This is a genomic window from Amycolatopsis speibonae (assembly GCF_042647925.1).
Classification (GTDB): domain Bacteria; phylum Actinomycetota; class Actinomycetes; order Mycobacteriales; family Pseudonocardiaceae; genus Amycolatopsis; species Amycolatopsis speibonae.
The window spans coordinates 157,586-182,867 of record NZ_JBHRWK010000105.1; the positions used below are offsets into that span (position 1 = coordinate 157,586).

At 68.9% G+C, this 25,282-nt stretch carries 21 protein-coding genes and 1 rRNA gene; 16 read left to right on the forward strand and 6 right to left on the reverse strand.

The window, feature by feature from the left end; translation table 11 throughout:
- Positions 1–14: 14 nt before the first annotated feature.
- On the reverse strand, positions 15–4,706 hold the full coding sequence (locus tag ACFOSH_RS41540; protein ID WP_378246852.1) for a DUF6603 domain-containing protein: 4,692 nt from the start codon (positions 4,704–4,706) through the stop codon (positions 15–17).
- Positions 4,699–7,257 (reverse strand): hypothetical protein, encoded by a 2,559-nt coding sequence (locus tag ACFOSH_RS41545; protein ID WP_378246854.1) that lies wholly within the window; start codon positions 7,255–7,257, stop codon positions 4,699–4,701. The genes ACFOSH_RS41540 and ACFOSH_RS41545 overlap by 8 nt, the downstream gene beginning before the upstream one ends.
- 199 nt (positions 7,258–7,456) lie before the next feature.
- Here ACFOSH_RS41545 and ACFOSH_RS41550 point away from each other — a divergent pair, with 199 nt between their 5' ends.
- Entirely contained in the window at positions 7,457–8,440 is a 984-nt protein-coding gene (locus ACFOSH_RS41550; protein ID WP_378246856.1) for an SMI1/KNR4 family protein, read from the forward strand.
- A gap of 121 nt (positions 8,441–8,561) precedes the next feature.
- Here the strand turns inward: ACFOSH_RS41550 and ACFOSH_RS41555 are convergent, their stop codons facing one another.
- Positions 8,562–8,906 (reverse strand): oxidoreductase, encoded by a 345-nt coding sequence (locus tag ACFOSH_RS41555; protein ID WP_378246858.1) that lies wholly within the window; start codon positions 8,904–8,906, stop codon positions 8,562–8,564.
- 182 nt (positions 8,907–9,088) lie between these two features.
- Here ACFOSH_RS41555 and lpdA point away from each other — a divergent pair, with 182 nt between their 5' ends.
- The 8 genes from lpdA (at position 9,089) to ACFOSH_RS41595 (ending at position 16,612) form a co-directional block, all read left to right on the forward strand.
- Positions 9,089–10,462 (forward strand): dihydrolipoyl dehydrogenase, encoded by a 1,374-nt coding sequence (gene lpdA / locus ACFOSH_RS41560; protein WP_005164222.1) that lies wholly within the window; start codon positions 9,089–9,091, stop codon positions 10,460–10,462.
- 59 nt (positions 10,463–10,521) lie between these two features.
- Complete coding sequence (sucB, locus tag ACFOSH_RS41565; RefSeq protein ID WP_378246861.1) at positions 10,522–12,285, forward strand: 2-oxoglutarate dehydrogenase, E2 component, dihydrolipoamide succinyltransferase; 1,764 nt, start codon at positions 10,522–10,524, stop codon at positions 12,283–12,285.
- A gap of 141 nt (positions 12,286–12,426) precedes the next feature.
- On the forward strand, positions 12,427–13,521 hold the full coding sequence (locus ACFOSH_RS41570; protein ID WP_378246863.1) for a serine hydrolase: 1,095 nt from the start codon (positions 12,427–12,429) through the stop codon (positions 13,519–13,521).
- 21 nt (positions 13,522–13,542) lie between these two features.
- Positions 13,543–14,019 (forward strand): ArsR/SmtB family transcription factor, encoded by a 477-nt coding sequence (locus tag ACFOSH_RS41575; RefSeq protein ID WP_378246865.1) that lies wholly within the window; start codon positions 13,543–13,545, stop codon positions 14,017–14,019.
- Positions 14,020–14,056: 37 nt separating this feature from the next.
- Entirely contained in the window at positions 14,057–14,941 is an 885-nt protein-coding gene (locus ACFOSH_RS41580; protein WP_378246867.1) for a TIGR01777 family oxidoreductase, read from the forward strand.
- Complete coding sequence (locus tag ACFOSH_RS41585; RefSeq protein ID WP_378246869.1) at positions 14,938–15,552, forward strand: phosphatase PAP2 family protein; 615 nt, start codon at positions 14,938–14,940, stop codon at positions 15,550–15,552. Before ACFOSH_RS41580 ends, ACFOSH_RS41585 begins: the two co-directional genes overlap by 4 nt.
- Positions 15,553–15,562: 10 nt before the next feature.
- Positions 15,563–16,306 carry a lipoyl(octanoyl) transferase LipB gene (gene lipB / locus ACFOSH_RS41590; RefSeq protein WP_378246871.1) on the forward strand — a complete coding sequence of 248 codons (744 nt, stop codon included), beginning with the start codon at positions 15,563–15,565 and terminating at the stop codon, positions 16,304–16,306.
- Between the two features lie 3 nt (positions 16,307–16,309).
- Positions 16,310–16,612: a hypothetical protein gene (locus ACFOSH_RS41595; protein WP_378246873.1), complete on the forward strand. Its 303-nt coding sequence runs from the start codon at positions 16,310–16,312 to the stop codon at positions 16,610–16,612.
- Positions 16,613–16,677: 65 nt separating this feature from the next.
- On the opposite strand, the gene ACFOSH_RS41600 is transcribed toward ACFOSH_RS41595, so the two are convergent.
- Together ACFOSH_RS41600 and ACFOSH_RS41605 are read right to left on the reverse strand one after the other, a co-directional pair.
- Entirely contained in the window at positions 16,678–17,613 is a 936-nt protein-coding gene (locus ACFOSH_RS41600) for an LLM class F420-dependent oxidoreductase (protein WP_378246876.1), read from the reverse strand.
- Positions 17,614–17,637: 24 nt separating this feature from the next.
- Positions 17,638–18,255, reverse strand: coding sequence for a TetR/AcrR family transcriptional regulator (locus ACFOSH_RS41605; protein ID WP_093938700.1), 618 nt, complete (start codon positions 18,253–18,255; stop codon positions 17,638–17,640).
- A gap of 132 nt (positions 18,256–18,387) precedes the next feature.
- On the opposite strand from ACFOSH_RS41605, the gene ACFOSH_RS41610 reads away from it, so the two are divergent.
- The 7 genes from ACFOSH_RS41610 to ACFOSH_RS41640 all read left to right on the forward strand — a co-directional run bounded on the left by ACFOSH_RS41610 (position 18,388) and on the right by ACFOSH_RS41640 (position 24,625).
- Entirely contained in the window at positions 18,388–18,918 is a 531-nt protein-coding gene (locus tag ACFOSH_RS41610) for a hypothetical protein (RefSeq protein WP_378246878.1), read from the forward strand.
- A gap of 43 nt (positions 18,919–18,961) precedes the next feature.
- Positions 18,962–19,918, forward strand: coding sequence for an oxidoreductase (locus tag ACFOSH_RS41615; RefSeq protein ID WP_378246880.1), 957 nt, complete (start codon positions 18,962–18,964; stop codon positions 19,916–19,918).
- A gap of 37 nt (positions 19,919–19,955) precedes the next feature.
- Positions 19,956–20,957: a lipoyl synthase gene (gene lipA, locus ACFOSH_RS41620; RefSeq protein WP_378246882.1), complete on the forward strand. Its 1,002-nt coding sequence runs from the start codon at positions 19,956–19,958 to the stop codon at positions 20,955–20,957.
- Between the two features lie 61 nt (positions 20,958–21,018).
- Positions 21,019–21,681 (forward strand): DedA family protein, encoded by a 663-nt coding sequence (locus tag ACFOSH_RS41625; protein WP_378246884.1) that lies wholly within the window; start codon positions 21,019–21,021, stop codon positions 21,679–21,681.
- Positions 21,682–21,690: 9 nt separating this feature from the next.
- The gene (locus tag ACFOSH_RS41630) at positions 21,691–22,557 is read left to right on the forward strand and encodes a patatin-like phospholipase family protein (RefSeq protein WP_378246886.1); all 867 of its coding nucleotides are present in this window, start codon (positions 21,691–21,693) and stop codon (positions 22,555–22,557) included.
- A 93-nt stretch (positions 22,558–22,650) separates the two neighbouring features.
- Positions 22,651–23,850 (forward strand): L,D-transpeptidase, encoded by a 1,200-nt coding sequence (locus ACFOSH_RS41635; protein WP_378246888.1) that lies wholly within the window; start codon positions 22,651–22,653, stop codon positions 23,848–23,850.
- Between the two features lie 16 nt (positions 23,851–23,866).
- Positions 23,867–24,625: an SIR2 family NAD-dependent protein deacylase gene (locus ACFOSH_RS41640; RefSeq protein ID WP_378246890.1), complete on the forward strand. Its 759-nt coding sequence runs from the start codon at positions 23,867–23,869 to the stop codon at positions 24,623–24,625.
- A 397-nt stretch (positions 24,626–25,022) separates the two neighbouring features.
- Here ACFOSH_RS41640 and rrf read toward each other — a convergent pair.
- Positions 25,023–25,139: ribosomal RNA gene (gene rrf, locus ACFOSH_RS41645) — 5S ribosomal RNA — on the reverse strand.
- Positions 25,140–25,282: the final 143 nt, after the last annotated feature.

Consider the following 25,282-nt stretch of genomic DNA (forward strand, 5'->3'; position numbering starts at 1 on the left):
GGTCCCTTCGCTGGTCATGACAGGTAGATCTCGGCCGTCGGGGAGAGTTCGGCGGGATCCGGTCCCGGCGCGGAGGCCCCGGCGCGCACCAGCCCGCCCGCGACGAACACGCGGCCGTCGGCCAGGTCGGCGGCCGGGAAGTCCCAGCGGCCGTCGGCGGGTGCGCCGGTCGCCCGCCAGCCGCCGGAATCGGGGTCGAAGGTCACCGTGGCCCGGTAGCCCGCGGTCGCGCCGGGACGGCCGACGCCCCCGACGACGACCGCGCCGATCGGCGTCGCGACGCAACGGTGCCCGCTCCGGCCGCCGCCGGGCAGATCGGCGACCCGCTTCCACGTTCGGTCGACCGGGTCGTAGATCTCCGCCGTGGCGACGTTTTCCGGCCGGTACGGGAGCCCTCCGACGGCGTCGCCGCCGGTGACGAGCACGCGTCCGTCGGGCAGCACGGTCGCCTGGTGTCCCTTGCGGGGCACCGAGAGACCGCCTGTCGGAAGCCAGGTCTCCGTCGCGAGGTCGTAGATCTCGCAGGTGGCCAGCGCCCGCTCGCCCTGCCCTGTCGGCACCGCGCCGCCGACGACCAGTACGCCCGTGACCTTCTTGGTCTTCTTGTCGGTGAGGAGGACCGCCTGGTGCCCGGTGCGGGCGTCGGTCATCGGCCGGAGCGGAGTCCACTGGAGCGTCCGGGGGTCCAGCAGTTCGGCCGAGACCAGCGCCGCGCCCCATGCCGACACCCCGCCCGCGACGAGCAGCTGGGCACCGACCGGCGTCGCGGTGTGGCCGGACCGGGCGGTGGTCAGGTTTCCCGCGTCGGCCCAGGCCTTGACGGCCGGGTCGAACACCTCGGCCGAGGCCAGCGGCGCGCCGTCCGCGCCGAGTCCACCCGCCGCCACGACCCTGCCGTCGGCGAACCGCGCCGTGCTGTGCCGCCGCCTCGCGGTCTTCAGCGGCAGGACGCCGGCTTCCCAGGCCACCGCGACAGGGTCGAACAAAGCCGTGGTGGCCACCGGCTTCCCCGAAGCGTCGGCCCCACCGGCGACGAGCACCTTGCCCGCGACGAGGCGGACCGCGTCGGTGCCGGAAACCGGTGACGGCGGCCGCCCGGCGGGCGACCACGTGCCCGGCTCGGCCACTCCCGCGCCCCCGGCCTCGGTGCGGCGCAGGATGTGCAGCTGTCCGGCCAGGCTGCCGTCGGCGGTGATCCAGTCCGCCATCGCGTCGGCCGCGCTCGCCTCGCTGCGGAAGTTCGCCAGCGTCGACCCGGCCTTCGACGGCGGGAACGCCTGCAGGTTGTTGCGGCGATAGGCGACGACGAAACTGTCACCGGTGACGCGCACCGTCTCGTCCGGGGTGAACGGCTGACGCAACCGGGTTTCGTGCCGGGACAACGGCGAACGCGCGGTACTGCTGCCATTGAGGAGTGCCCCGAACACCGCGGGCGGCGGGCTGTACAGCTTCGGCGCGGCGGGCGCCTTGGCCGCCATCCGGACCCGGCGGCGGCGCATGCCGAGCGTGGTCACCGTTTCCGGCGGTTCGTTGTCCACTATGTACAGTTCGTAGCGGGCGCTGCGGCGCACCGCCCTCGGCGAAGCGATCGCGCCCTTCTCCGCGACCAGCTCCAGTCCGGCGTTCTGATCCTCGTAGGCGGCGCGGGAAAGCTTCGCCGCGTCGTCGGAATCCTGGAACTGGCCCATGGCGAACTTGTCGCCGGTGATCGACGCCCGTTCCATCCCGCTGCCGGGGATCGGGACGACACCGAACCGCTTGCCGTCACTGGGCCGCTGCGCGCCGACGCGGTCGAGCCGGACGTCGAGCGGGATGGCGCGCTGGTGGATGAACAGCGAACCGAGCGGGTGCAGCACCGGATCGCCGGTGCCCGGCAGCTGCCGCAAGGTGACCAGCGGGTTGAACCCTCCGGCGGGCAGCCGGGTCCGCCAGCCCTCGGTCTTGCGGACCTCGGTCTCCAGCAGCCCGAGCACCGCCACCGGCGGCAGCGCCGTGTCGCGCTCCTCGCCCCAGGTGATGTCGAAATCCGCCGAGATCTCGAAGAACAGCAAGGAGATCGACCCGCGGCCGTGCGCCCGCCACGGCGTCGGCCCCTCCAGCCGGAAGTCGAGGTCGATGCCGAACACCCCGACCCCGAACGCCTTCAGCGAGACACCGGCGGAGATCTGGATGATGAACGAGAACGGCGAGAACCGGAACAGCGCGTCGAAGGCGAGATGCCCTTCGATCCCGAACCCGCCGAAGCCCAGCCGGAGTTCCGCCTTCGCGCCGAACTGGGCGGTGTTGCTGGTGACCGCGAAATAGCCGGACACGCGGATCAGCCGTCCCGGCGAGTTCAGGATGTCGATCGAAAGCCGGGGCGGCACGGGGAACGGCAGCGGCGGCGGCGTGAAGGACGGGTGGAAACCGCCGACGCTGAGCACGAAGTCCGGGTTGTCGCTCCAATCGACGAGCAGGCCCATCCCGCCCTCGATGGTCATCGTCAGGATCCGCGAGTCGAAGAGCTGGGCGTAGAACCAGAGCCTCGACCTGTCGACCTGGAGCGCGCCGACGAAGTTGACCTGCAGCTTCAGCAGGGCGACGTCTTCACTGGGCAGCACGCACTTCAGCACCCCGAGGATCGCGACGTTGCCCGGCGGGATCTCCACGATCACCCCGAGCGAGACGGTGACCAGCGCCGGGGTCCCCCAGCCGATCTTCGCCATCGGCCCGATCAGGAACCGGCCGTCCTCCGGCGGGAAGAAGCGCCTGAGGTCGCTGATGATCCGCGGCGCGTTCGCGATGACGTCCTTGGGGAACATCACCGATTCGATGCCCCCGTTGATCACGCCGTCGAGCAGCGCGGCGAAATCCATCCGGCGGTTGAGCCCGAGGACCCCGCCGACCCCCAGCAGCGTGAACCCGAAGCCGAGCTGGACACCGCCGCCCCCGAACTCGGTGGCGATCACGATCAGCAGCGAGAACCCGTCGGAACCGTCCGGCATCCGCGTGGTGATCAGCCCGATGGCCTTGAGCTCGACCAGCCCGGCGAACTCCAGCTCCAGCGCGCCCGCGTACTCGCCGCGATCCGGGTCGAAGTACAGGTATCCGCCGCCGGACACGATGCCGGCGTCGACCGACAGCCCGACTCCCTTCGGCGGTTTGAACCCCAGCGAGAGGTCGACAGGCCCCAGGTTGCCGTCGTTGCCGGGTTTGAAGGCGAGGTCCGCGGTGAGCCCGATCTGCTCCACCACCGCCGTGATCGGGCCGAGTTCCGCCTTGAACGTCGTCCCCAGCCCGATCGGGATCCCGTCCCCCGACGGCGACGCGGAGATAGTCAGCCCCTGGATCTCCAGCGGCCCCACCTTCAGATGGGCCGCGATGTTCGCCTCGAGGTTGGCCGAGCCGCGGAAGTAGAACCCGTGCGCGTGCGAGATCCCGACGACGAGGTCACCGCCGACGGTGAACCCGCCACCCGGGAGCAGCTTCCCGATGAAGCCGTCGGCCCCGCCCGCCGTGAAGACGAACTCGATCCCCTTGACCTCGAACTCGGCGAAGACGTCCACACCGTCGGCGATCCGCACGCCTCCGGTCGCGGCGATCTTGCGGAACTGCAGCCTGGTGCCGTCCTTCGAGCCGATCAGCAAGGTGGGCTCGGCAGCCTTCTTTCCACGCTCGACGACCACCTCGATGGCGCCATCGATCTTGGCGGGCGAGCCCTTCTCGAACCCGACGACGGTCTCGATGCCTTGGCCGGGGCGGATCAGCAGTGCGACGCCGCCCTTGAGGTCGAGATCGCCGCGGATCACGACCGTGAGGTCCTCGGCGAGCGGGAGTTCCGCGCCGATCGCGCCGTCGAACGACGGCAACAGCGCCAGCCCCGGCGGCCCGCCGCCCACGCCGGGCACCCGGACGAGCCTGATCTCGGCGGACATCCGGTTCTGGGGCGAAGGGACGCGTTCGAAGAAGACACCTTTGACCGCTTTGACCGGCTGCGCCGAATCACCCACGACGGCGTCGGCCGCGGCGTCCCCTAGGTCTTCGACCGAGACATGGACGCCGAGGGTCATGAGAAGGTCGTCGATCCGTGAAGCGAGGGCGCCGAAGCGGAAGTCGGCACCGCCCCAGCCGAAGGCGTCCTTGAAGACTCCGGTGGGGTCGGACAGCAGCCGCGGCAGGTCGGCGAGGTCGAACGAAACGCGCATGTACTGCGGCCGGTTTCCGGCCGCGGGAACGAAACCGTTCTTGATCACGCCGACCGCGTGCAGGCCACGGCCGAGGGCGGGGTGGAACCTGTTCAGGTAGGTGACGATCAGGTGGTCGACGAGCTGCCCCGGGAACTTCTCCAGAAAACCGTCGGCCCGCAAGGATTCCGGGATGGCCGACGCCGGGGCGTTCTTGATCGCCCGGATCCCGCCGACAACGGCTTGGACCGCGCCGAGGACACGTCCGACGGCGTCGGGCGAGACGCTGACGCCCGCTCCGCCGTCACCCACCGAACCGCCGACGCTGATCCCGCCGTCGCCGAGCAGGCCCCGCAGCCCGTCGTACAGGATCTCGACCTGTGCCCCCAGCTCGGTGAACGGCTGCGGGATCGTGTCGATCCGCCAGCCGAGCTTCCACAGCAGGACGGAGAACTCGTCGGGCGACTTCAGGGCCGTCCGCAGCGGCAGCAGCGCCTGCCCGATCTCGGCGAGGATCTTCTCGAAGGTACCCAGTTCAGTCATTCCCGCCTCCCGGGTAGTACTTCGCGCTCAACAAGGCGTGCATGCCGGGGTCGACCCGGTTGACGATCAGCCACTTGCAGACGAAGCAGAACTCCCCCGCCTCGTTTCGGCCACCGCTGTCGCGCATCTTGCAGGCCCCGGCGGGCCGGTAGCTTCCGCCGGCGAATCGGCCGGCGCCTTCGTAGATCCCGATGAGGGTGCTCGGCTCACAGGGAATGAGCCCGCCGTCGATCGGCCGCGGGAAGTCGGCGCCGGTGTTGACCTCGGTGATCCCGGTCTCGACGTTGAGCGGCTCCTGGCTGGACCGCAGGAACGCCAGAGTCTCCTGGCGGACCGCGAGTAGAGGCACGCCCGCCGGATCCTTCGCCGGTACGTACAGCGCGGACCCTTCTTCGAACACGGGGAACGGCGAAGGCGGCAAGGACGGCCCATTGAGGACGATGGTGCCCGCGGCCTTGTCGACCTTGAAGACCCGCAGGTCTTCCAGAAGGCCGGGGGCGAGCTTCGCCAAGGGCAGTTGAGTGCCGCCCGGCCCCGGCTTGAAGTTGCGCAACCGCACCGAAACGGTGGTTCCTTCGAGGACGGCCCAGTTGCCGACCTCGGTGATCCCGATCGACACCTGGATGCCGAACGGGACGTTGACCGACGGGGCGAGCAACCGGGCGGCCAGTTTCATCCGCGGCAGGATGAGCCATTTGACCAGGTCGATGTCGAGCTTGCGGCTCGGCGGTGCCCCCGACCGCAGGAAGGGCAGCACCGCGAGATTGTCCGAAGTGGAATCCGGTGCGGTCACGGGTAATGCCGGATTGTCGCCGCCTCGTTCCTCGTATTCGTCGCCGAGGTTGAAACTGTGCCCGAACTCGTGGGCGATCGTGTCGGTCACCCCGTCGAGATCGGCGTCGACCGGGCCGGAATCGCGGCGCATCTCGAGTTCGTCGTGACCGGGAGTACCCGGGCCCTGGTAGTCGAATTTCAGCTTGATCCGGGAATTCACCGTCTGGGCCGTGACTGTTTTCGCGTTGAAGTTGGTGCCGCCGTCGAGGTCGTCGTTGACGATCATCGCGATGAGGCCGCGGCTGCGCCGGAATCCGGCCGTGTCGGCCTTCCACTCGTCCCCGAGCGGATACACCGTTCCCGCCTTGGTGAACCGCAGCGCCACGACGAACCGCAGGATCGGGTCGCCGATGTTGACCGCCCCGCGGCGGTAAAGCTCGGGTGGATGCCGCCTCGGGTCGGGAATGAGCAGCCTTGTCACATCCGGGCGGTAGAACTCGTAGACCCTGGTGAGGAAAGCCCTGAGCACCGGATCACCGGCGGTGTCGTTCACGGGCCTCGGCGCGTGGTCCGTCGACTCGCCGGAGACGCGATCACCGAGCCGCTGTCCCAGATTCAGGCCGAAGAAGGTGTCCCGGGCGTGCAGAATTCCCTTGGCCTGCTGTGCTTTCCAGGCGTCGGTCAGCGGCTTGTCCACCTTGGCCGGTTTGAAGTCGTGGAGGTCCTGCCCGTTCCACTCGGCCAGCAGGTCCTCGAGTTTCCGTTGTTCGTTCCGTTTCGGAAGTCCCACGCGCGCTGTCAGCTCGACCAGGGTGTACATCTTCTCGTCAGGACTGGCCGCTCCGTTGAAGGGGATCGGTGAGCCGATGCCGACCTTGCCGCTCGCGGTGTCCGTGACCCGGAACCCGGTCGTCACCTTGTTCTCCCGTGACGGGGTGAAGTAGCTGAACATGTTGAACCGCGAGCCGAGGATCCCGTACGGCTGATGCCGGGGCTTCTCGAACAGGTTGTAGGCGGCGTCGGCGACGGCGCTTTCGAAGCCCGGTTTCTCGCCGTCGGTGAAACCCTCGCCCACGAAAAGGATGTTCTGCATCCTGGCCGCGCCGGCGGCGTCCTTGGCTTCGACGGGGAAAAGGTCGGCACGGACCCTGGCGTAGTCGACGACGTGGACCGGCAACTCTTTGACTGGTCCACCTTGGAAGGAACCGAGAACCTTCACCACCGCCGGTGACGGCGGCGGCGGGGTCACGACGGAGCCGCCGACCCTGCCCTGCGACGAAACCGTGAGCTTCGCGGGGTCGCTCGACGACAGCGTGATGTAACCGTGCCCGGTGATGTCGCCGACGAGATCGGTCCCGCTCGCGACGTCGTCGTCGAATCGCGCGTACAACGACGGCTGCGAGTGCGGGACCACCGGATCCAGTGCCGTGGTGAGGGAGTCGTTCCCGAACCACCAGTTCTCGATCTTCCTGTGCACCTGGAGCCTGCCGACCAGATAGCGGTCACCCGCCCGGACGTGGAACAGATAGACGCCGGTCTTCGTCGCCTTCACCACGCCGGACGTGTCGACGGTCGGCAGATCGTCGAACCGATGGCGGAGCGGGGCGTGCGGCGCGAAGAACTCGATCACCCGCTCGGACGCGCCGACCGGGGTGAGGGGGTACCGGCCGGTGACCGGATCGGGATCGCCCCTGAGGAACAGCCTCAGCTCCAGCGCGGACGCGCCGGTGAGCACGAGATGGAGATCGCAGTGCGGGAAAAGCACGAGATCGGTCACGACCGGCACTTCCTATCCACGCGGCGGACGGCAGGAAGAACCGCGGCTGCCGAAGCACCCTTTTCGTTTCCCCGCCTCGAAAGTCTCGCGAACACAGCAAGCGTGGCGGCCGAATGGATCAGTCGTCAACGCATGGCCCGATGAACTGCCCCATGAGGCAGCGCGCCGGAGGGGAACCCGGTGTGGCAAGGTCGGTTCCGTGGACAGGGACGCGTATCTCGAAGGCGCGATCAGGGACGTGCTCAGCGGCGACGACACGACGCTCGACGACCGGATCGGGCACACGGCGCTGATGTTCGCCACGTCCGGCGCGATGGCGGACGCCGACAGGTTGATCACGCACTGGCACGCGCTCACCGAACGCCCCGTCCCCGCACTGCTTCCCGGCGCCGTGCAGGCCCGCGCGTGGGCGATGCTCTTCGAAGCGCGGGAAGCGTGGCCGGAGTGGGCCGCGGCGATGACCCCGCTCGACCTCGACGCCGAGGAGCGCGCTCACGACGCGTACCTCGCCCGGCGGGTGTCCGATCTCGACGGTCTGCTCGGCGGGTCCCCGATCGGCGAGACCGTCTCGCACCTCGGGCCGTCGCGGCCGGATCGGTTGCGCGAGGCCGTCGCGCGCGGCGACCTCGACGCCTGGGCGGAGATCGCCTCAAAACAGGCCCGCCCGGACGTCGCCGTGCTCGCCGCGACCCGGCGGCTCGCGCCGCGCCTGGCCGCGGGAGCCGACCCGCTGGGTCTCGGCGGCTGGCCGGAGCTGTGCGCCGGTTCGCTGGTCGCGGCACTGTACGAGCGCTACCCACCGGACACCGGTTCGTGGCGCGAGATGATCTCGGGCGTCCTCCGGCTTCGCGGCGTCGGCACCGCGCCCCCGGCGGCGTCACTCCGCACCATCGGCGCGGCCGAGGCGCGGCTCGGGCTCCGCCTGCCCGACGACTACCGCGAGTTCCTCATGACCTGCGACGGCTTGCCCGCCGACGTCGTCTTCCCCCGGCTGCTCGGGACGGCTGAACTGCGCGCGGAAGGCGGGGTCGTCGTGATCGCCGATCCGGCCGTAGTGCTGCTCACCTCGGCGGGCGAGCAGTGGCGGACGGTCGAGATCGACCCCGCGCTCGGCACGACGGTCCATCCGACGTTCCGTGCGCTGCTGGAGCGGCACCTGCTTCTTTTGGCCCAATCCGCGTGACGGTCCGGGTGGTCGTGAGTGGCGATTCGGGTTCTAACCCGAATCGCCACTCATGAGCACACCGAGACACGGCCCGGTTCCAGCGGGTAGCCAAACACCGGTCCGCCGCCTTCACACAGAGTCAGACTTCGCCGCGCTTCTTCCGCTCGGTGTACTCACGCATCCGCTTCGGGTAGCCGACCCGCGCCACCTCGTACACGGGGATCGACCGTTTGTGACCGAACTGCTGCGCCGCGTCAAGGCTGTCGACCCGCCGCCGCGTCCACTCGCCGTCATGGGCGATGAGGACCACTGTGGTCTCCGTGACGTTGGTCTTGGGCTCCACATAGGCCTCGACACCGGTCCGTGAAGAGGACCACTCTTCGAGATGCTTGAAGTCGTTTGACGAGGCTTTCCGCAGCGTACCGGGCTTTTGCCCACCTTTAGAGCGCCGGCGCAGCGAGTCGAACAGACCCACTCCGACCACCTCACTTCCCACTCGCGTCCGGTGTCCATTATCCCGACACGGGCGTGTGCTCGCCGTCGCATACCCGGCTAGGTCGCAGGCTCTCCACACGTAGTGACAAGATGGCAAGTGTCCGCGCGCGCGTATACCGCGCGAAGCGGCGCCAGAGCACCACCCCTACCGCTTGCCGAGGAGTTATTGAAGTGACCGACACCTCCGCCGACCTTGTGATCCTGGGTGGCGGATCGGGCGGCTACGCCGCCGCGTTCCGCGCGGCCGAGCTGGGCCTTTCCGTCACCCTGATCGAAAAGGACAAGCTTGGCGGGACGTGCCTCCACCGAGGCTGCATCCCGACCAAGGCCCTCCTGCACGCGGCGGAGGTCGCCGACGAGACCCGCGACGCCGAGACCTTCGGCGTCAAGGCCGTGCTGGAAGGCATCGACATCGCCGGGGTCAACAAGTACAAGGACGGGATCGTCTCCCGCCTGTACAAGGGCCTCCAGGGCCTGGCCAAGGCACACAAGGTGAACCTCGTCGAGGGCACCGGGACGTTCGTCGGCGGCACGACCGTCGAGGTCGACGGCACCCGCTACACCGGCAAGAACGTCATCCTCGCCACCGGCTCTTACTCGAAGACGCTGCCGGGCCTGGAGCTGGGCGGCCGCATCATCGCGAGCGAGCAGGCGCTTTCGCTGGACTACATCCCGAAGAAGGTCATCGTCCTCGGCGGTGGTGTCATCGGTGTCGAATTCGCGTCCGTCTGGGCGTCCTTCGGCGTCGACGTCACCATCGTGGAGGCGCTGCCCCGCCTGGTCCCGAACGAGGACGAGTACGCGTCCAAGCAGCTCGAGCGCGCTTTCCGCCGCCGCAAGATCGCCTTCAAGACCGGCGTCCGGTTCACCGGCGCCAAGCAGGACGACAACGGCGTCAGTGTGTCGCTGGAGTCCGGCGAGACGCTGGAAGCCGACCTGCTGCTGGTCGCCGTGGGCCGCGGCCCGAACTCGGCCGGGCACGGGTACGAGGAGGCCGGCGTCAAGATGGAGCGCGGTTTCGTCCTCACCGACGACCGCCTGCGCACCAACCTGCCGAACGTCTACGCCGTCGGCGACATCGTCCCTGGCCTGCAGCTCGCGCACCGCGGGTTCCAGCAGGGCATCTTCGTCGCGGAAGAGATCGCCGGCCAGGAGCCGCGCGTGATCGACGAGAGCGGCATCCCGCGCGTCACCTACTCGCACCCCGAGGTCGCTTCGGTCGGTCTCACCGAGTCGCAGGCGAAGGAGAAGTACGGCTCCGACGTCACCACCTTCACCTACGACCTCGGCGGCAACGGCAAGAGCCAGATCCTCAAGACCTCCGGTGGGGTCAAGCTGATCAAGGCTCCGGAAGGGCCGGTCGTGGGCGTGCACATGGTGGGCGACCGCGTCGGCGAGCTGATCGGCGAAGCGCAGCTGATCTACAGCTGGGAGGCGTTCCCCGAGGACGTGGCTCCGCTCATCCACGCGCACCCCACGCAGACCGAGGCCCTCGGTGAAGCGTTCCTCGCCCTGGCGGGCAAGCCGCTGCACGTCCACAGCTGACGTCTCACCGTCGAAGAACCAGAAGACCAAGCAAGACATATCAAGGGAGTCAGCGAACGATGGCCTACTCCGTCACGTTGCCGGAGCTCGGTGAGAGCGTCACCGAGGGCACCGTCACCCGGTGGTTGAAGCAGGAGGGCGACACCGTCGAGGTCGACGAGCCGTTGCTCGAGATCTCCACGGACAAGGTCGACACCGAGGTCCCGTCCCCGGTCGCCGGCAAGGTCGTGAAGATCAGCGCCCAGGAAGACGAGACCGTCGAGGTCGGCGGCGAGCTCGCCGTCATCGACGACGGGACCGGCGGGGTGCCGGAGTCCTCCGGCTCCGCCGCGCCCGCCGCCGAAGAGGCGCAGCCCGAACCCGAGCCCGAGCCGGAGCCCGTGCAGGAGCAGGCGTCCGCGCCGTCCCAGCCGGACACCGCGCCGGCTTCGGGTGGCGAAGGCACCGAGGTGAAGCTGCCCGAGCTGGGCGAGAGCGTCACCGAGGGCACCGTCACCCGGTGGCTCAAGCAGGTCGGCGAGAGCGTCGAGGTCGACGAGCCGCTGCTCGAGATCTCCACGGACAAGGTCGACACCGAGGTCCCGTCCCCGGTCGCCGGCACCGTGCTGGAGATCCGCGCCGGTGAGGACGAGACCGTCGAGGTCGGCGGTGTCCTCGCGGTGATCGGTGCCGCCGGGTCCGCGCCGAAGGCCGAGGCGAAGCCCGAGCCCAAGCCGGAACCGAAGCCCGAGCCGAAGCCGGAACCCAAGCCCGAGCCCAAGGTCGAAGCGGCTCCCGCGCCGAAGCCCGCCGAGGCGCCGAAGCCGGCTGCCCAGCCCGCGCCGAAGCCCGCCGCGGCGAGCAGCGACAACGGTTCGGACAACGCGCCGTACGTGACGCCGCTGGTCCGCAAGCTCGCTTCGGAGCACGGCATCGACCTGTCGTCGCTGACCGGCAGCGGTGTCGGTGGCCGTATCCGCAAGCAGGACGTGCTCGCGGCCGCCGAAGCCAAGCAGAAGGCCGCCCCGGCTCCCGCCGCGCAGCCCGCCGCCGCCGCTCCGGCCCCCGCCGCCGCCCCGTCGGCTCCGCGCAAGGCCGCGGTTTCGCCGGAGCTCGCGGCTCTGCGCGGCACCGTGCAGAAGGCCAGCCGGATCCGTCAGATCACCGCCGTGAAGACCCGCGAGTCGCTGCAGCTTTCCGCGCAGCTCACGCAGGTACACGAGGTGGACGTCACGAAGATCGCCAAGCTCCGCCAGCGGGCGAAAGCGGCCTTCAAGGAGCGCGAGGGCGTCAACCTGACGTTCCTGCCGTTCTTCGCGAAGGCCACCGTCGAGGCGCTCAAGCAGCACCCGAACGTCAACGCGTCCTACAACGAGGACACGAAGGAGATCACCTACCACGGTGCGGTGCACCTGGGGATCGCGGTGGACACCGAAAAGGGTCTGCTGTCGGTGGTCATCCACGACGCGGGTGAGCTCAGCCTCGCCGGTCTCGCGCACCGCATCGCCGACCTGGCGGGCCGCGCGCGTTCGGGCCAGATCAAGCCGGACGAGCTGTCGGGCGGCACCTTCACGATCACGAACATCGGCTCCAACGGCGCCCTGTTCGACACGCCGATCATCGTGCAGCCGCAGTCCGGCATGCTCGGTACCGGCGCGGTCGTGAAGCGCCCGGTCGTGATCGCGGACGCCGACGGCAACGACACGATCGCCGTCCGGTCGATGGCGTTCCTGCCGCTGACCTACGACCACCGCCTGGTGGACGGGGCCGACGCGGGCCGCTTCGTCACGACGATCAAGCAGCGCCTGGAAGAGGGCAACTTCGAGGACGAGCTCGGTCTCTGATCCTCCAGTAGTCCGTGAAGGCCCTCGTCCCGCTTCGGCGGAGCGGGGGCCTTCACCTTTCTCCCGCGTTTCATGGGTTTGACAGCCACCCCGAACTCTAGTATTCCGGAATTACGGAAAACAAGAGGGAGGGTGCTACCCATGCTGACCAGACGCCATCTGCTGGCCGGTGCCGCCGCCGGATCGGCCGCGTTGCTGCTGCCGGGAACCGCGAGCGCGGCCCAGCCGGGCACATCGACACAACAGGGCTGGCTCGACTGGCTCGCCGCCCACCGGGGCGATGTCTCCGTCCTGATCGACGACGGCGCGGGCCGCAGGGCTTCTCGCAACGCCGAGGTCCGGCGGCTGCTGGCTTCGTCGATCAAGGTCGTGCACCTCAGCGCGTACGCGGTCGCGGTCGCCGAAGGCGGGCTCGACCCGAAGGAACAGATCCGGGTGGGCGACTGGGACGCCCACCACCCGTTCGTCTCCGACGGCCGCGCGCACTTTCAGGCGCTCACCTGGCTGGGGATCCCTTGCGACGACTTCGGCATCGCCAAGGACCCCGAGCAGCGCGTCCCGCTGGCGAGGATCCCTGAAGCGATGATCTTCTTCAGCGACAACGCCGCCACCGATTACCTCCGCACCCGCCTCGGCGATCCCGCCCTCCAGCTCGCGGCGGCGCGAGGCGGCTGGATACGACCGGACACCCGTTCGCTGGGCGGCGAAGTCCTGATGCTGATGATGCCGGAGTACGCGCCGCCGCCCGGCAGTCCCGTCGCGGTCCGGCGGGCGCTGGGCGACGCGGTGGCGCGGCGATTCGTGACCGATCCCGCGTTCCGCGCCGAGGCGTTCGAACGCTGGCCGGACATGCCGGGGACCCCGGACGCGCAGTGGCCGTGGGTCAAAGGCCACGCCAGGGGGACGGCGTCGGAGCTGTTCTCGCTCCACCGCAGCTTGGCGTCCGGCCGCTATCGGCCGGGTGGCGCGCTCGCCCGCGAGATTCTCGCGCAACCGCTCGCTGACCGCGTCCCGCCTGGAGCGAGCGAAGTGCTCTTCAAGGGCGGGAGCCTGCCGCGCACGCTCACCATCGGGCTTTCCGCGCGGTGGCCAGGCGGGCGATCGGGCACCGCGGCCGTCCTGCTCACCGGCGTGAGCGATCAGGACACCGCGAACGCCTCGCACCTCGTCGACGCCTTGATCGCGGCACTGTCCGATCCGGAGCGGTTCGCCGCCCTGGAGCGAGCGCTCTGCTGATCGAAGGTATAGATAACCGGTATGAACGCTGAGCTCGCCGACCGGATCGCCGCCCTCGAAGCCCGGGTCGCCGCGCTCGAAAGTCAGCACAGTCAGCACCAGGCCGAGTCCGCGGCGAGCCCCGGCGGCTTGGTCGGCTATCACGGCGAGCTCACCGACCCGCTCGAACTGAGCTGGGCGATCAACGTCACGCCCGGTCCGATGCTGGCCTTCGCGGACGGGCCGCGGGTCGAGGTGCTCGCGGCCCTGTCCAGCACCGCACGGGTGGCACTCGTACGGACACTGGCCCAGCAGGGCGCGCAGACCGCGCCCGCTCTGCAGGAGGCCGCCGAACTCGGCTCCCCCGGCCAGCTGTATCACCACCTCAAGGCGCTGACCGGCGCCGGGATCGTCGAGCAGGACAAGCGGGGCAGCTACCGGCTCCGCCCCGCCGCGACGATCCCGGTGCTGGTGCTGCTCACCGCCGCGTCGGACGTGGCCGGGCAACTGCGAACCTGAGCGTGCGACCGGATCGCGGATAGGACACGATCGGTTCATGCGAGTTCTGATCGCGGGCGCGAGCGGACTGATCGGCACCTCCCTGACGAAGCGGTTGCGCGGCTCCGGACACGAAGTGGTCCGGCTGGTACGCCGGGAGGAGCGAAGCAGCGACGAGCGCCGCTGGGATCCCCCCGCCGGGGAGATCGCCGACGGCGCGCTCGACGGCGTCGACGCCGTCGTGAACCTCGCGGGCGCGCCGCTGCTGCCCGGACGCTGGAGTGCGGCCCGCAAACAGGTTCTGCTCGACAGCCGGGTCGAACCGACGGAGGTGCTCGCGGAAGCCGTCGCCGAACACGGGATCCCCGTACTGGTCAACGCCTCCGCCGTCGGCTACTACGGTGACCCCGGTCCGTCCCTTGTGGACGAATCGAGTCCGGTGGGGCGAGGTTTCCTCTCCGAACTCTGCACCGCGTGGGAAGGCGCCACGGAGGCCGCGGCCACCGCGGGCGCTCGTGTCGTGCGCGTCCGGACCGGACTGGTGCTCTCGCGCAAGGGCGGGCTCCTCGACGTCCTGCGGCCGCTGTTCCGCCTGGGGCTCGGCGGGAAACTCGGTGACGGCAAGCAGTACATGCCGTGGATCTCGCTCGACGACGAGGTCGGTGCGATCGTCTTCGCGCTGGAGAACGAGTCCCTGTCCGGCGCGGTGAACCTCTCCGGACCACAGCCCGCCACGAACGCGGCCTTCACCAAGGCGCTGGGCCGCGCCGTGCACCGGCCGGCGATCTGGCAGGTCCCCGGGTTCGCCATGAAGATCGCCCTCGGACAGGCGGCCGAAGAGATGGCGCTGTTCGGGCAACGCGCCATGCCCAAGGCGCTGGAGGAAGCCGGGTACGAATTCCGTCACCCGACCCTTGAGGACGCGCTGGCCGCCGCGACATGACCGCGCGGCGCGGTCTGTACACCCTCGCCGGAACCCTTCTGCTGATCGGCTTCGTCATCCTCGGGCTGTCCGTGGACAAGCGGCCGCCGCCGGTGGACGTCGCCCTCGCCGACACCTTCCGCGGGCAGTACACCCGGCCCCTCGGGCAGGTTGCCGACCTCGTCACGAACGTCCTCGGCCCGGTCCTGCCGTTCGCGCTGGGCGCGGTGCTGGTGGTGATCGCGCTACGCCGCCGGGAGCTGACCGCGTTGTGCGTCAAACTCGCGGTCGTCCTGGTGCTGTGCCGCCTGACCAGCTTGATCGCCAAACCGCTGTTCTGCCGGGATCGGCCCCGCGAATTCCCCGATCCGAGCTACCCGAGCGGGCATGTCGTCGCCGTCGCCTGCACCGGGTTCGTCGCGGTCCTGCTGTGCGCTTGGACACGCCCGCGGCTGGTGCGTCTCGCGATCATGATCGCCGTCGCGGCGACGCTCGTGGGCGCGCTCTGCCGCATCGTGCTGGGCGTGCACTGGCTGACCGACACCGCGGGATCCGTACTCGCGGTGGGAGGCGCGGGCCTGATTTCGGCGGCCGGGCTGGGGCTGCTGCCCCGGCCGGAAGACCCGGCGTAGTGTCGCTCAGGTGAGCTCTTCGACCACGTCATGCCGTGCCGCCACCGAGCCCGTCGACGTCCGCGAGATCGGGACGATCGACTACACCGAAGCCTGGGAAATCCAGCGCCGCCACGTGACAGCCCGTGCCGACGGCGAAGGCCCCGACACCATGCTCCTGCTGGAGCACCCGTCGGTGTACACCGCGGGCAAACGCACCGAAGCCGAGGACAGGCCGACAGACGGCACCCCGGTTCTCGACGTCGACCGCGGCGGCAAGATCACCTGGCACGGGCCGGGTCAGCTGGTCGGCTACCCGATCGTCAAACTCGCCGACCCGATCGACGTCGTCCATTACGTGCGGCGTCTCGAAGAGGCCCTGATCACCGTCTGCGACCAGCTCGGCGTGCACACCGGCCGGGTCGAAGGGCGCAGCGGCGTCTGGATCCCCGCCGACGATCGCGGCGTGGAGCGGAAGATCGCCGCGATCGGCATCCGCGTGCAGCGCGGCGTGACCATGCACGGTTTCGAGCTGAACTGCAATCCCGACCTTGGCGCCTTCGACAAGATCGTCCCGTGTGGCATCCGGGACGCGGGCGTGACGTCGCTCTCGTACGAACTCGACCGCGAGGTCACCGTGGCGTCGGTGCTGCCGATGGCGCGCGAAGCCGTCCTCGCGGCACTGGAAGGCGATCTGCCGGTCAACGGCGAACGCTGGCTGCCGCGGCCCGAGGCACCCGCCGCCGCAGGTGTCACTTTCGCGTTGCAGAACTAGTTTTTGTGCCACGCTTTCCAGCAGGGCCACGGAAACACCGGCGGCCCCGCGGTCGTGGCCGCTGTCGGCGGAATGCTGGCCTCACCCGGCGTCGCGTCGGCGGTGCCGCCGAGCTGCTGGACCGAGACCAACGGCTCGACCTGGGCCGCCGGCTTCTGTCCGAGCGGGACCTACAAGGTCGTCGTCCAGTACTGCCGTCCGAACTGCCATCGGGAAGAGGGCTACCCCGCCGTCAACGGCAATCCGTCAGGAATCTCCTTCAGTCCTGGCGGCTCCATCGCCAGCGTGGACGTCGAATACGCCTAGATGTCCGTGAAGGCCTCCTTCCCTACTCTGAAGGTAGGGAAGGAGGCCTTCACGGCATCCCGCCGTCAGTCCAGCTGAGGTGCGACCTCGGAGGCGATCAGCTCGACCTGGTCCAGATCCGAGAGGTCCAGCAGCTGCAGGTAGAGCCGGGTGATCCCGGTCTTCTCCCGCCACTGCCCGATCTTCTCGACGACCTCCGACGGCGTCCCCGCCAGGCCGTTCTCCCGCAGCTCGCCCACCTCGCGCCCGAGTACCGCGGCGCGCTTCGCGACCTCGGCCTCGTCACGCCCCACGGCGACGACGAGCGCGACCGAGCGGAGGATCTCCTTGGGGTCGCGCCCGATCTCGCGCGCGGCGTCGTCGACACGGCCGAACTGCTCGACGGCGAATTCCGGGCCCACGAACGGCAGGTTGAACTCGTCCGCGTAACGGGCGGCGAGCGCCGGGGTGCGCTTCTTGCCGCCACCGCCGATGATCACCGGCGGCCGGGGCCGCTGCGCCGGCTTGGGCAGGCCGGGCGCACCGGCGAGCTGGTAGTGCTCGCCGTCGAAGGAGAAGGTCTCCCCTTCCGGCGTCTCCCACAGCCCGGTGACCACCGCGAGCTGCTCGGCGTAGCGATCGAAGCGCTCCTTGATCGGCGGCAGGTCGAGGCCGAGGGCGGTGTGCTCGTCGTCGTACCAGCCCGAGCCGAGGCCGAGTTCGACGCGGCCGCCGGACATCTGGTCCACCTGCGCGACCGAGATCGCGAGCACCGACGGATGCCGGAAGGTGGCGGCGGTGACGAGGGTGCCCAGCCGCACCCGGCTGGTCTCACGGGCGAGACCCGCGAGGGTGATCCACGCGTCGGTCGGGCCCGGAAGCCCGGTCGCCGATCCCATCTTCAGGTAGTGATCGCTGCGGAAGAAGGCGTCGTAACCCGCGTCCTCGGTGGCCTTGGCCACCCGGAGCAGGTCTTCGTAGCTGGCCCCCTGCTGGGGCTCGGTAAAGATCCTGAGGTCCACGCCGCCACCCTATAGACGGAGTGCTCAGCTCGCTTTCCCGTGCTCGGCAGGCGGAACACGGCGGAAGCCGACGAGCAGCCGCACCAGGACCTCTTCGACCTGGGCGCTGACCTTCTTCGGCTCGGGAGACGAAGCGATCTCGATCGCGGCGCTCGACAGCGCGCCGAACAGGAGCCGCGCGGTGACGTCCACCGGGACGTCGTCGACCTCGCCGACCTCGATGAGCGACTGGATCCCGGTGCGGACCAGGCCGAAGCTGCACCGTTCCTCCGCCTCGCGCCAGCGCTCCCAGCCCATCACCACCGGCGCTTCGTGGATCGCGATCCGCTGGTACGCCGGGTCGAGGCAGCTTTGCAGGAAACCGCGCAGCCCGGCGAGCGCCCGCTCCCATGGCGAATCCGGACCGTTCATGATCTTTTCAAGCCTGTCGAAGACCTGGCTCTCGACCGTGTCGAAGGCAGCTTCGAAGAGCGCCTGCTTTCCACTGAAATGGTGGTAGAGCGCGCCTTTCGTCACCCTGGCCCGTTTGGCGATCTCGTCGAGAGACGTGCCGGCGTACCCGCGTTTGGTGAACAGCTCCACGGCACTCTCGACGAGTGCCGACCGGGTGGACTCGGAATAGTCCAGCCGCCTTGACCTCATTGTCGCCACCTTCACAACTTTACGCCGCCGGCCCCGCTCCATACCCATGGTATGTTGACTGCTGTCAGGTCCGTACCGGGAGTATGCCGCAAACCTGCGGTATGAACCGGGTCACGGAGGGGAGCCCACATCATGAGCTGGAACGACTTCTACCAGCGGCGCGACATCCTCGAAGCCGCACTGCGCCAGGCGGGTCACCACCCGTCCGACGCGCTTTCACTCGAAGACATCCCTGGCGCCACCAAGTACTTCGCGAACGAAGAAGAGCTTCTCGTCGCGCTCCAGTACAAGTGGAATCAGGTGTTCGCCGGCCGTCTCCGCGCCGAGATGACCGACCCGGACTACGCCGACCAGGACCTCGCGCTCGACCGCGTCGAAGCCGTCACCCGTGCCTGGAACAGCGCCACCACCGAGCACGAGACCCTTCGCGCCGTTCTCGACTCGGGCCTCGATCGGTGCCCCGCGCTGATCCCGTCGCACGAAGCCGAACTGCGCACCCTCGCGTTGACGGCGGGACTGGCCGACGGCAAGGAACCGGCCGCGGAGATCACCAAGGTCGGCGGCGCGTTCGCCACCCTGCTCCGGCACGGCAGGCACGCGAAGCCCGCCCGCCGCCGCAGCCCCATGGGTCACCTGCTCCGGCTGCTCGCGCCGAGCGCCTGACCTGCCATGGCGACGCACGCGACGATGTAGTTAGGTGACCGACATGGCTGCTCACGCACGTTGGACCGAGGCCGACATCCCTGATCAGACCGGCCGGACCGTGTTCGTCACCGGCGCGAACTCGGGGCTCGGACTGCGCATGTCCGAGGTGCTCGCGGGCAAGGGGGCCCGTGTGCTGCTCGGCTGCCGGTCGCCGGAGCGCGGGGCCAAGGCGCTGGAGCAGGTGCGCGCGGCCGCGACCGGGGAGGCACCCGAACTCGTCCGGCTGGATCTCGCCGACCTCGACTCGGTCCGCGAAGCCGCGAAGAAGGTCCAGGAACTGTCGGACGGCAAGCTGGACGTCCTGGTCAACAACGCGGGCGTGATGGCGACCCCGCGCGGCCACACCAAGGACGGCTTCGAGACCCAGTTCGGCACGAACCATCTCGGGCACGCGGTGCTGACCTGGCTGCTGCTGCCGTCACTGCGCGGCGGCTCGAAGGCGCGTGTCGTGACCTTGTCGAGCATCGCGGCGACAGGCGCGCGCATCGACGTCGCCGACCCGAACTTCGAACGCCGGATGTACAACCCGGGCTCGGCCTACGGCCAGTCGAAGCTCGCCAATCAGGTGTTCGCGCTCGAACTCGATCGCAGGCTGCGCGCCGCGGGCGAGGACGTCGTCAGCGTGGCCGCACACCCCGGCTACACCTGGACCGGACTCGGCTCGGGGATGGCCCGTTCCTACCGCAACCCGGTGGTGCGCGCGCTCGTCGGCGCGGGGAACCGGATCGGCGAGATCTTCATCGCGCAGAACGCCCGTCAGGGCACGCTGCCGCAACTGTTCGCGGCGACCTCACCCGAGGTCGAGGGCGGCGACTACATCGGCCCGCGCGGGCTCGGCGGGCTTCGCGGTGCCCCGGTCAAGGTACGGCCGTTGGCCCCCGCGAAAAGCGAATCGCTCGGTGCCGCCCTGTGGGACGTGACCACCAAGTTGACGGGCGTCACCCCCGACCCCGCGTGAGCGGCGACCACTACTCCGGCGGGCGTAGGGTGACGGTGTGAGTGCTGCCCCAGATGGCCGCAAGCTGTTGCGGCTCGAGGTCCGGAATTCCCAGACTCCCATCGAAAAGAAGCCGTCGTGGATCAAGACGCGCGCCCGGATGGGACCGGAGTTCACCGAACTCAAAGGCCTGGTGCGCCGCGAAGGCCTCCACACCGTCTGCGAAGAAGCCGGCTGTCCCAACATCTACGAATGCTGGGAAGACCGTGAAGCCACGTTCCTGATCGGTGGCGACCAGTGCACCCGTCGGTGTGACTTCTGCCAGATCGACACCGGCAAACCCGCCGAACTGGACCGCACCGAGCCGCGCAAGGTCGCCGAAAGCGTCCAGGCGATGGGCCTGCGCTACTCGACGGTCACCGGTGTCGCGCGTGACGATCTCGAAGACGGTGGCGCGTGGCTGTACGCGGAGACCGTCCGTCAGATCCACGCGTTGAACCCGGGTACTGGTGTCGAGCTGCTGATCCCGGACTTCAACGCGGATCCGGAGCAGCTGGCCGAGGTGTTCGGTTCGCGGCCGGAGGTGCTCGCGCACAACGTCGAGACGGTGCCGCGGATCTTCAAGCGGATCCGACCCGGATTCCGGTACGCCCGGTCTCTCGAGGTCATCACGAAGGCCCGTGAGGCCGGTCTGGTGACGAAGTCGAACCTGATCCTCGGCATGGGCGAGACCCCCGACGAGGTCGCGCCCGCGATGAAGGACCTGGTCGACGCGGGCTGCGAGATCCTGACGATCACCCAGTACCTGCGCCCCTCGCCCCGGCACCACCCGGTCGACCGCTGGGTCAAGCCCGAAGAGTTCGTCGAGCATTCGAACGCGGCCGAAGCGATGGGTTTCGCCGGCGTCATGGCCGGGCCGCTGGTGCGGTCGTCCTACCGCGCCGGGCGTCTCTTCGCGCAGACGAAGGCCCGCCGCGGCGAAGCACTGTCGGAGAACCTGGCGCACCTCGCCGCCGAAGGGACCGCCGCCCAGGAAGCCAGCTCACTGCTGGCCCGGTGACTCCGGTCACCCTGTCCGCGACATCGCCACCCACCAGGTCACGAATCAGTAAAGTGACCTGGTGGCGTTGGTAACGGATCTCCTCAATTGGCTGCAGGGTCTCCCCGAACCGGGACTGGTCGCGGCGACCGGCGGACTGGTGTTCGCCGAATGCACCATCGGGCTCGGTTTCATCGCACCCGGCGAATCGGGGCTGCTGATCGCGGCCACGACGGCGACGTCGGTCTCCCGGTTCCTGACCCTGTGGGCGGTCGTGACGGTCTGCGCCGCACTGGGTGACTCCCTCGGCTACGCGATCGGCAAACGCTTCGGCCCACGACTGCGCGAAACGAAGCTCATCCGCAAGTACGGCCTCGACGCCTGGGACAAGGCGACGGGCGTCCTCGAACGGCGGGGCGCGTGGGCGGTGTTCTTCGCGCGGTTCCTCCCGGTGATCCGCACGCTGACCCCGGCGGCGTCCGGGACCTCGGGCCTGCCGTTCCGCAAGTTCCTGCCCGCCGCCGCGGCGGGCGCGGCCTGCTGGTCGGCCATCCACATCGGCATCGGCGCCGCCCTCGGTGAGGCCGCGAAGAAGGTCGAAGGCGTGCTGAACACCGGCGGCCTGGTCGTTCTCGGCGTGCTCGTCGGCGTGGCCGTGTTCTTCCTGCTGCGTTACAAGAAGAAGAAAGCGCTCGGCGTCACAGCCGAAGAAGCCACCCCGGCGAAGATCGGCGCGGACGACTAGATTCCGGGCATGGCCGCCCTGAACCTGCCCCAGCCGATCGGTTTCGTCCTCGGCGGTGGCGGCAGTCTCGGCGCCATGCAGGTCGGGATGCTGCAGGCGCTCTCGGAAGCCGGCCTCGCTCCCGACCTCGTCGTCGGCACCTCGGTGGGTTCGCTGAACGCGGCCGTCCTCGCTCTCGGGGGCGAATCGGGGGACAGGCTGAACCGGATCTGGTCGCGGATGACGCGGCATGAGGCGTTCCCCGGCGGCGTCCTCAGCCAGGTGCGGACCCTGCGGCACAGCAAGACCAACCTGTTCCCCAACACCGGACTCGCCGCGATCGTCGACGAGCACATCGGCGAGGGCGTCCGGTTCGAGGATCTCGCGCTGCCGCTGGGCGTCGTCGCGACGGACGTCGACACCGCCGAGCCGTTGCTGATCCGCTCAGGTCCCGTTCTGGCGCCCTTGCTGGCCAGCTGCGCGATCCCGGGAATCTATCCGCCGGTGCCGTTCGGGGACCGCATGCTCTACGACGGCGGCCTGGTCGCCAACGTGCCGATGCGCCAGGCGCTCGCGATGGGCGCGAAGTCGCTCGTCGTCCTCGACTGCGCCTTCCCCGGCAAGATGCCCGGCACCCCGCAGACCTTCGCCGAGGTGATGATGTTCACCGCGATGATCAGCATGCGGAACCAGGCCGTGCTGGAGGCGCCGATCGCCGCGGCCGAAGTGCCCGTGGTCTACGTGCCGGGGCCGAAACCGGTGCGGGTCAGCCCACTGGACTTCAGTCACACCACGACATTGACCACCGAGGCCTACGAGGCCGCGAAGACCTATTTGGGTGAATTGAGCGTCAATGGCCCAGGTCTTTACGGCGCGCCGGGTCTCGTCGTGGCGTGACAGGCAACCATCCGGCATCGATCACGTCTTCTTCGTCGCGTACTTTTGAAAGAGAACTTTCCGCTGATCGAGCGACGGTAAAAAGAGACTCTCATGTTTCCCAAGAAGACATTACTTTCGACGGCCGGAATACTCGCCGCGATACTGCTGATCTCGGCCTGCTCGTCCTCCGGCGGCTCCGGTCCTCCGAATTCATCCGGCCCGGGCACCGGATCGGACGAGACCTCGGTTTCGGTGACCATCGACCCGGCGGGCGGGACCAACGTCAATCCGGCGATCCCGGTGGTGGTCAAGGCCGAGCACGGCAAGCTGACCGACGTCACGGTCAGCAACGCCGACAAGGGCAACCAGGTGAAGGGCGAACTGGCGAGCGACGGCCTCAGCTGGAAGACCACCGAGCCGCTCGGCTACGGCAGCACCTACAAGATCGTGGCGCACGCCCAGGGCACCAACGGAAAGCCTGTCGAGCAGCAGAGCAGGGTCTCCACGCTGAGCCCGAAGCAGCAGGCGAACCCGAACCTGATCCCCGCCCCGTCGGCCGCCGCGGCCGGCGGTGTCGGCGTCGGGCAGCCGATCGTGTTCTCCTTCGGCCAGCCGGTGAAGAACAAGGCCGACGTGGAGAAGAAGCTGTCGGTGGAGTCCACGCCGAAGCAGGAGGGTTCCTGGTACTGGATCGACGACAAGAACGTCCATTACCGCCCCAAGACGTACTGGCAGGCGGGGACGACGCTCAAGGTGTCGGCGATGATCTACGGCGTCGATTTCGGCAATGGCGTCTACGGCGCGACCGACCGCACCGAAACGTACAAGGTGCACGATTCCTGGGTCGCGAAGGCCGACGGCAACACCGAGCAGATGCAGATCTTCCACAACGGCCAGCTGGCGAAATCGATGCCCATTTCCATGGGCAAGGATGCCACGCCCACGCATTTGGGCGCGCACGTCATTTCGGACAAACACGAGAATTACACGATGGACTCGTGCACCTACGGCGTCTGCCAGGGCCAGCCGGGGTACTACAAGTCGAACGAGAAGTGGTCGCTGCGGATCTCCAACGACGGTGAGTTCGTCCACGAGAACCCGAACAGCGTCGGCTCGCAGGGCAGCGCGAACGTGTCGCACGGCTGCATCAACCTGAACGCCGCCAACGCCCAGTGGTTCTACCAGAACATGGGGCTCGGCGACGTCGTCGAGGTGACCAACTCCGGCGGCCCGCAGCTGCCGGTCTGGGACCTCTACGGCGACTGGTCGAAGTCGTGGGCGGACTGGCAGGCGGGCAGCGCGGTCAAGTAGCGGTCATCATGGGACGGTGACCACCGACCCCGATACCGGACTGGGCAAGGCCCGTTCGCTCGTCACCGGCGCCGGCCGGATCGTCGCACTGACCGGCGCCGGGATCTCCACCGATTCGGGGATCCCCGATTTCCGCGGCCCGCAGGGCCTGTGGACCCGCGATCCGGCCGCGGAGAAGATGTCGAACCTCCAGGCGTATCGAGGCAGCCGCGAGGTCCGGGAACGGACCTGGCAGGCACGGCTGGTGCATCCCGGCTGGGACGCGGTGCCGAATGCCGCGCATTACGCGCTCGAACGCCTGTCGCCGACGCACATCGTCACCCAGAACATCGACCGGCTGCATCAGAAAGCGGGCACTCCGCCGGAGCGGGTACTGGAACTGCACGGGACGATGTTCGAGTCCGTCTGCCTGTCCTGTGACGATCACCGGGACATGCGCTCGACGCTGGAGCGTGTCCGGGCGGGCGAGACCGATCCGCCCTGTCTGCTGTGTGGCGGCATCCTGAAGTCGGCCACCGTCTCCTTCGGTCAGCACCTGGACCAGAACCTGCTTCGGACCGCGCGTGCCGCCGTGTCCGGCTGCGATCTCCTGCTGGTGGCCGGGTCTTCGCTGAGCGTGCAGCCGGCCGCCTCGTTGGTGAGTGTCGCTTCACGGGCCGGGGCCGACGTGGTGATCTGCAATGGCGCCGAAACGCCCTACGACTCCATGGCTTCCGCGGTCGTCCGCGGCCCGCTCGGCGAGACCCTGCCCGCCCTCACCGCTCCCCGCATTTAGTCCTCTTAATGCGAGGCCGGCCAGCCCTCTGGTCCGCTCGTCACTGCTGTCCCGCCTGTCCTGAAGGCCACCTTAACCACCTGCGGCGCCCGTCCCCTCCCGCCCGAACCCGTCACTCGCGTGATCAGGGGCGGATCTCGCGTGTCCAGGGGCGGGTCTCGTGTGATCAGCTGGACGGTACCCGTGTTTGCGGGGGCATCTCGCGTGATTGGGTGGGCGACACGGCACCCGCTGCCGGCGGCGCCGTGTCGCCCGTCTGGACACGCGTGATCCCTCTCTGGACACGTGTGTGACCGGTTCGGGCACGTGTGTGACGGGGTTTGGGTATGAAAAAAGGTCTGGGACCTGGGAGAACCTCAAGGGTTCTCGACCAGGTCCCAGACCTTCTTCAATGTTAGTCCGGCGGTGTCCTACTCTCCCACAACCCTTCGGCTGCAGTACCATCGGCGCTGTCAGGCTTAGCTTCCGGGTTCGGAATGGGACCGGGCGTTTCCCTGACGCTATAACCACCGAAACACTACGAAACAACCACTTGCCACCGAATTATGCTGGTGGTTGTGTGGTGTTTCAGAGCTGTAGAGTGGATGCGTAACATCTTTGTGGGCAAGTCCTCGGCCTATTAGTACCAGTCAACTCGACAACACATTACTGTGCTTC

Bases quoted from the DNA above. Each gene is read 5' to 3' on its own strand.
- ACFOSH_RS41630 (WP_378246886.1), top strand. From the start codon at position 21,691: ATGGCCGCCCTGAACCTGCCCCAGCCGATCGGTTTCGTCCTCGGCGGT.
- ACFOSH_RS41610 (WP_378246878.1), top strand. From the start codon at position 18,388: ATGAGCTGGAACGACTTCTACCAGCGGCGCGACATCCTCGAAGCCGCA.
- ACFOSH_RS41580 (WP_378246867.1), top strand. From the start codon at position 14,057: ATGCGAGTTCTGATCGCGGGCGCGAGCGGACTGATCGGCACCTCCCTG.
- sucB (WP_378246861.1), top strand. From the start codon at position 10,522: ATGGCCTACTCCGTCACGTTGCCGGAGCTCGGTGAGAGCGTCACCGAG.
- ACFOSH_RS41575 (WP_378246865.1), top strand. From the start codon at position 13,543: ATGAACGCTGAGCTCGCCGACCGGATCGCCGCCCTCGAAGCCCGGGTC.
- ACFOSH_RS41585 (WP_378246869.1), top strand. From the start codon at position 14,938: ATGACCGCGCGGCGCGGTCTGTACACCCTCGCCGGAACCCTTCTGCTG.
- ACFOSH_RS41635 (WP_378246888.1), top strand. From the start codon at position 22,651: ATGTTTCCCAAGAAGACATTACTTTCGACGGCCGGAATACTCGCCGCG.
- ACFOSH_RS41605 (WP_093938700.1), bottom strand. From the start codon at position 18,255: ATGAGGTCAAGGCGGCTGGACTATTCCGAGTCCACCCGGTCGGCACTC.
- ACFOSH_RS41570 (WP_378246863.1), top strand. From the start codon at position 12,427: ATGCTGACCAGACGCCATCTGCTGGCCGGTGCCGCCGCCGGATCGGCC.
- ACFOSH_RS41615 (WP_378246880.1), top strand. From the start codon at position 18,962: ATGGCTGCTCACGCACGTTGGACCGAGGCCGACATCCCTGATCAGACC.
- ACFOSH_RS41540 (WP_378246852.1), bottom strand. From the start codon at position 4,706: ATGACTGAACTGGGTACCTTCGAGAAGATCCTCGCCGAGATCGGGCAG.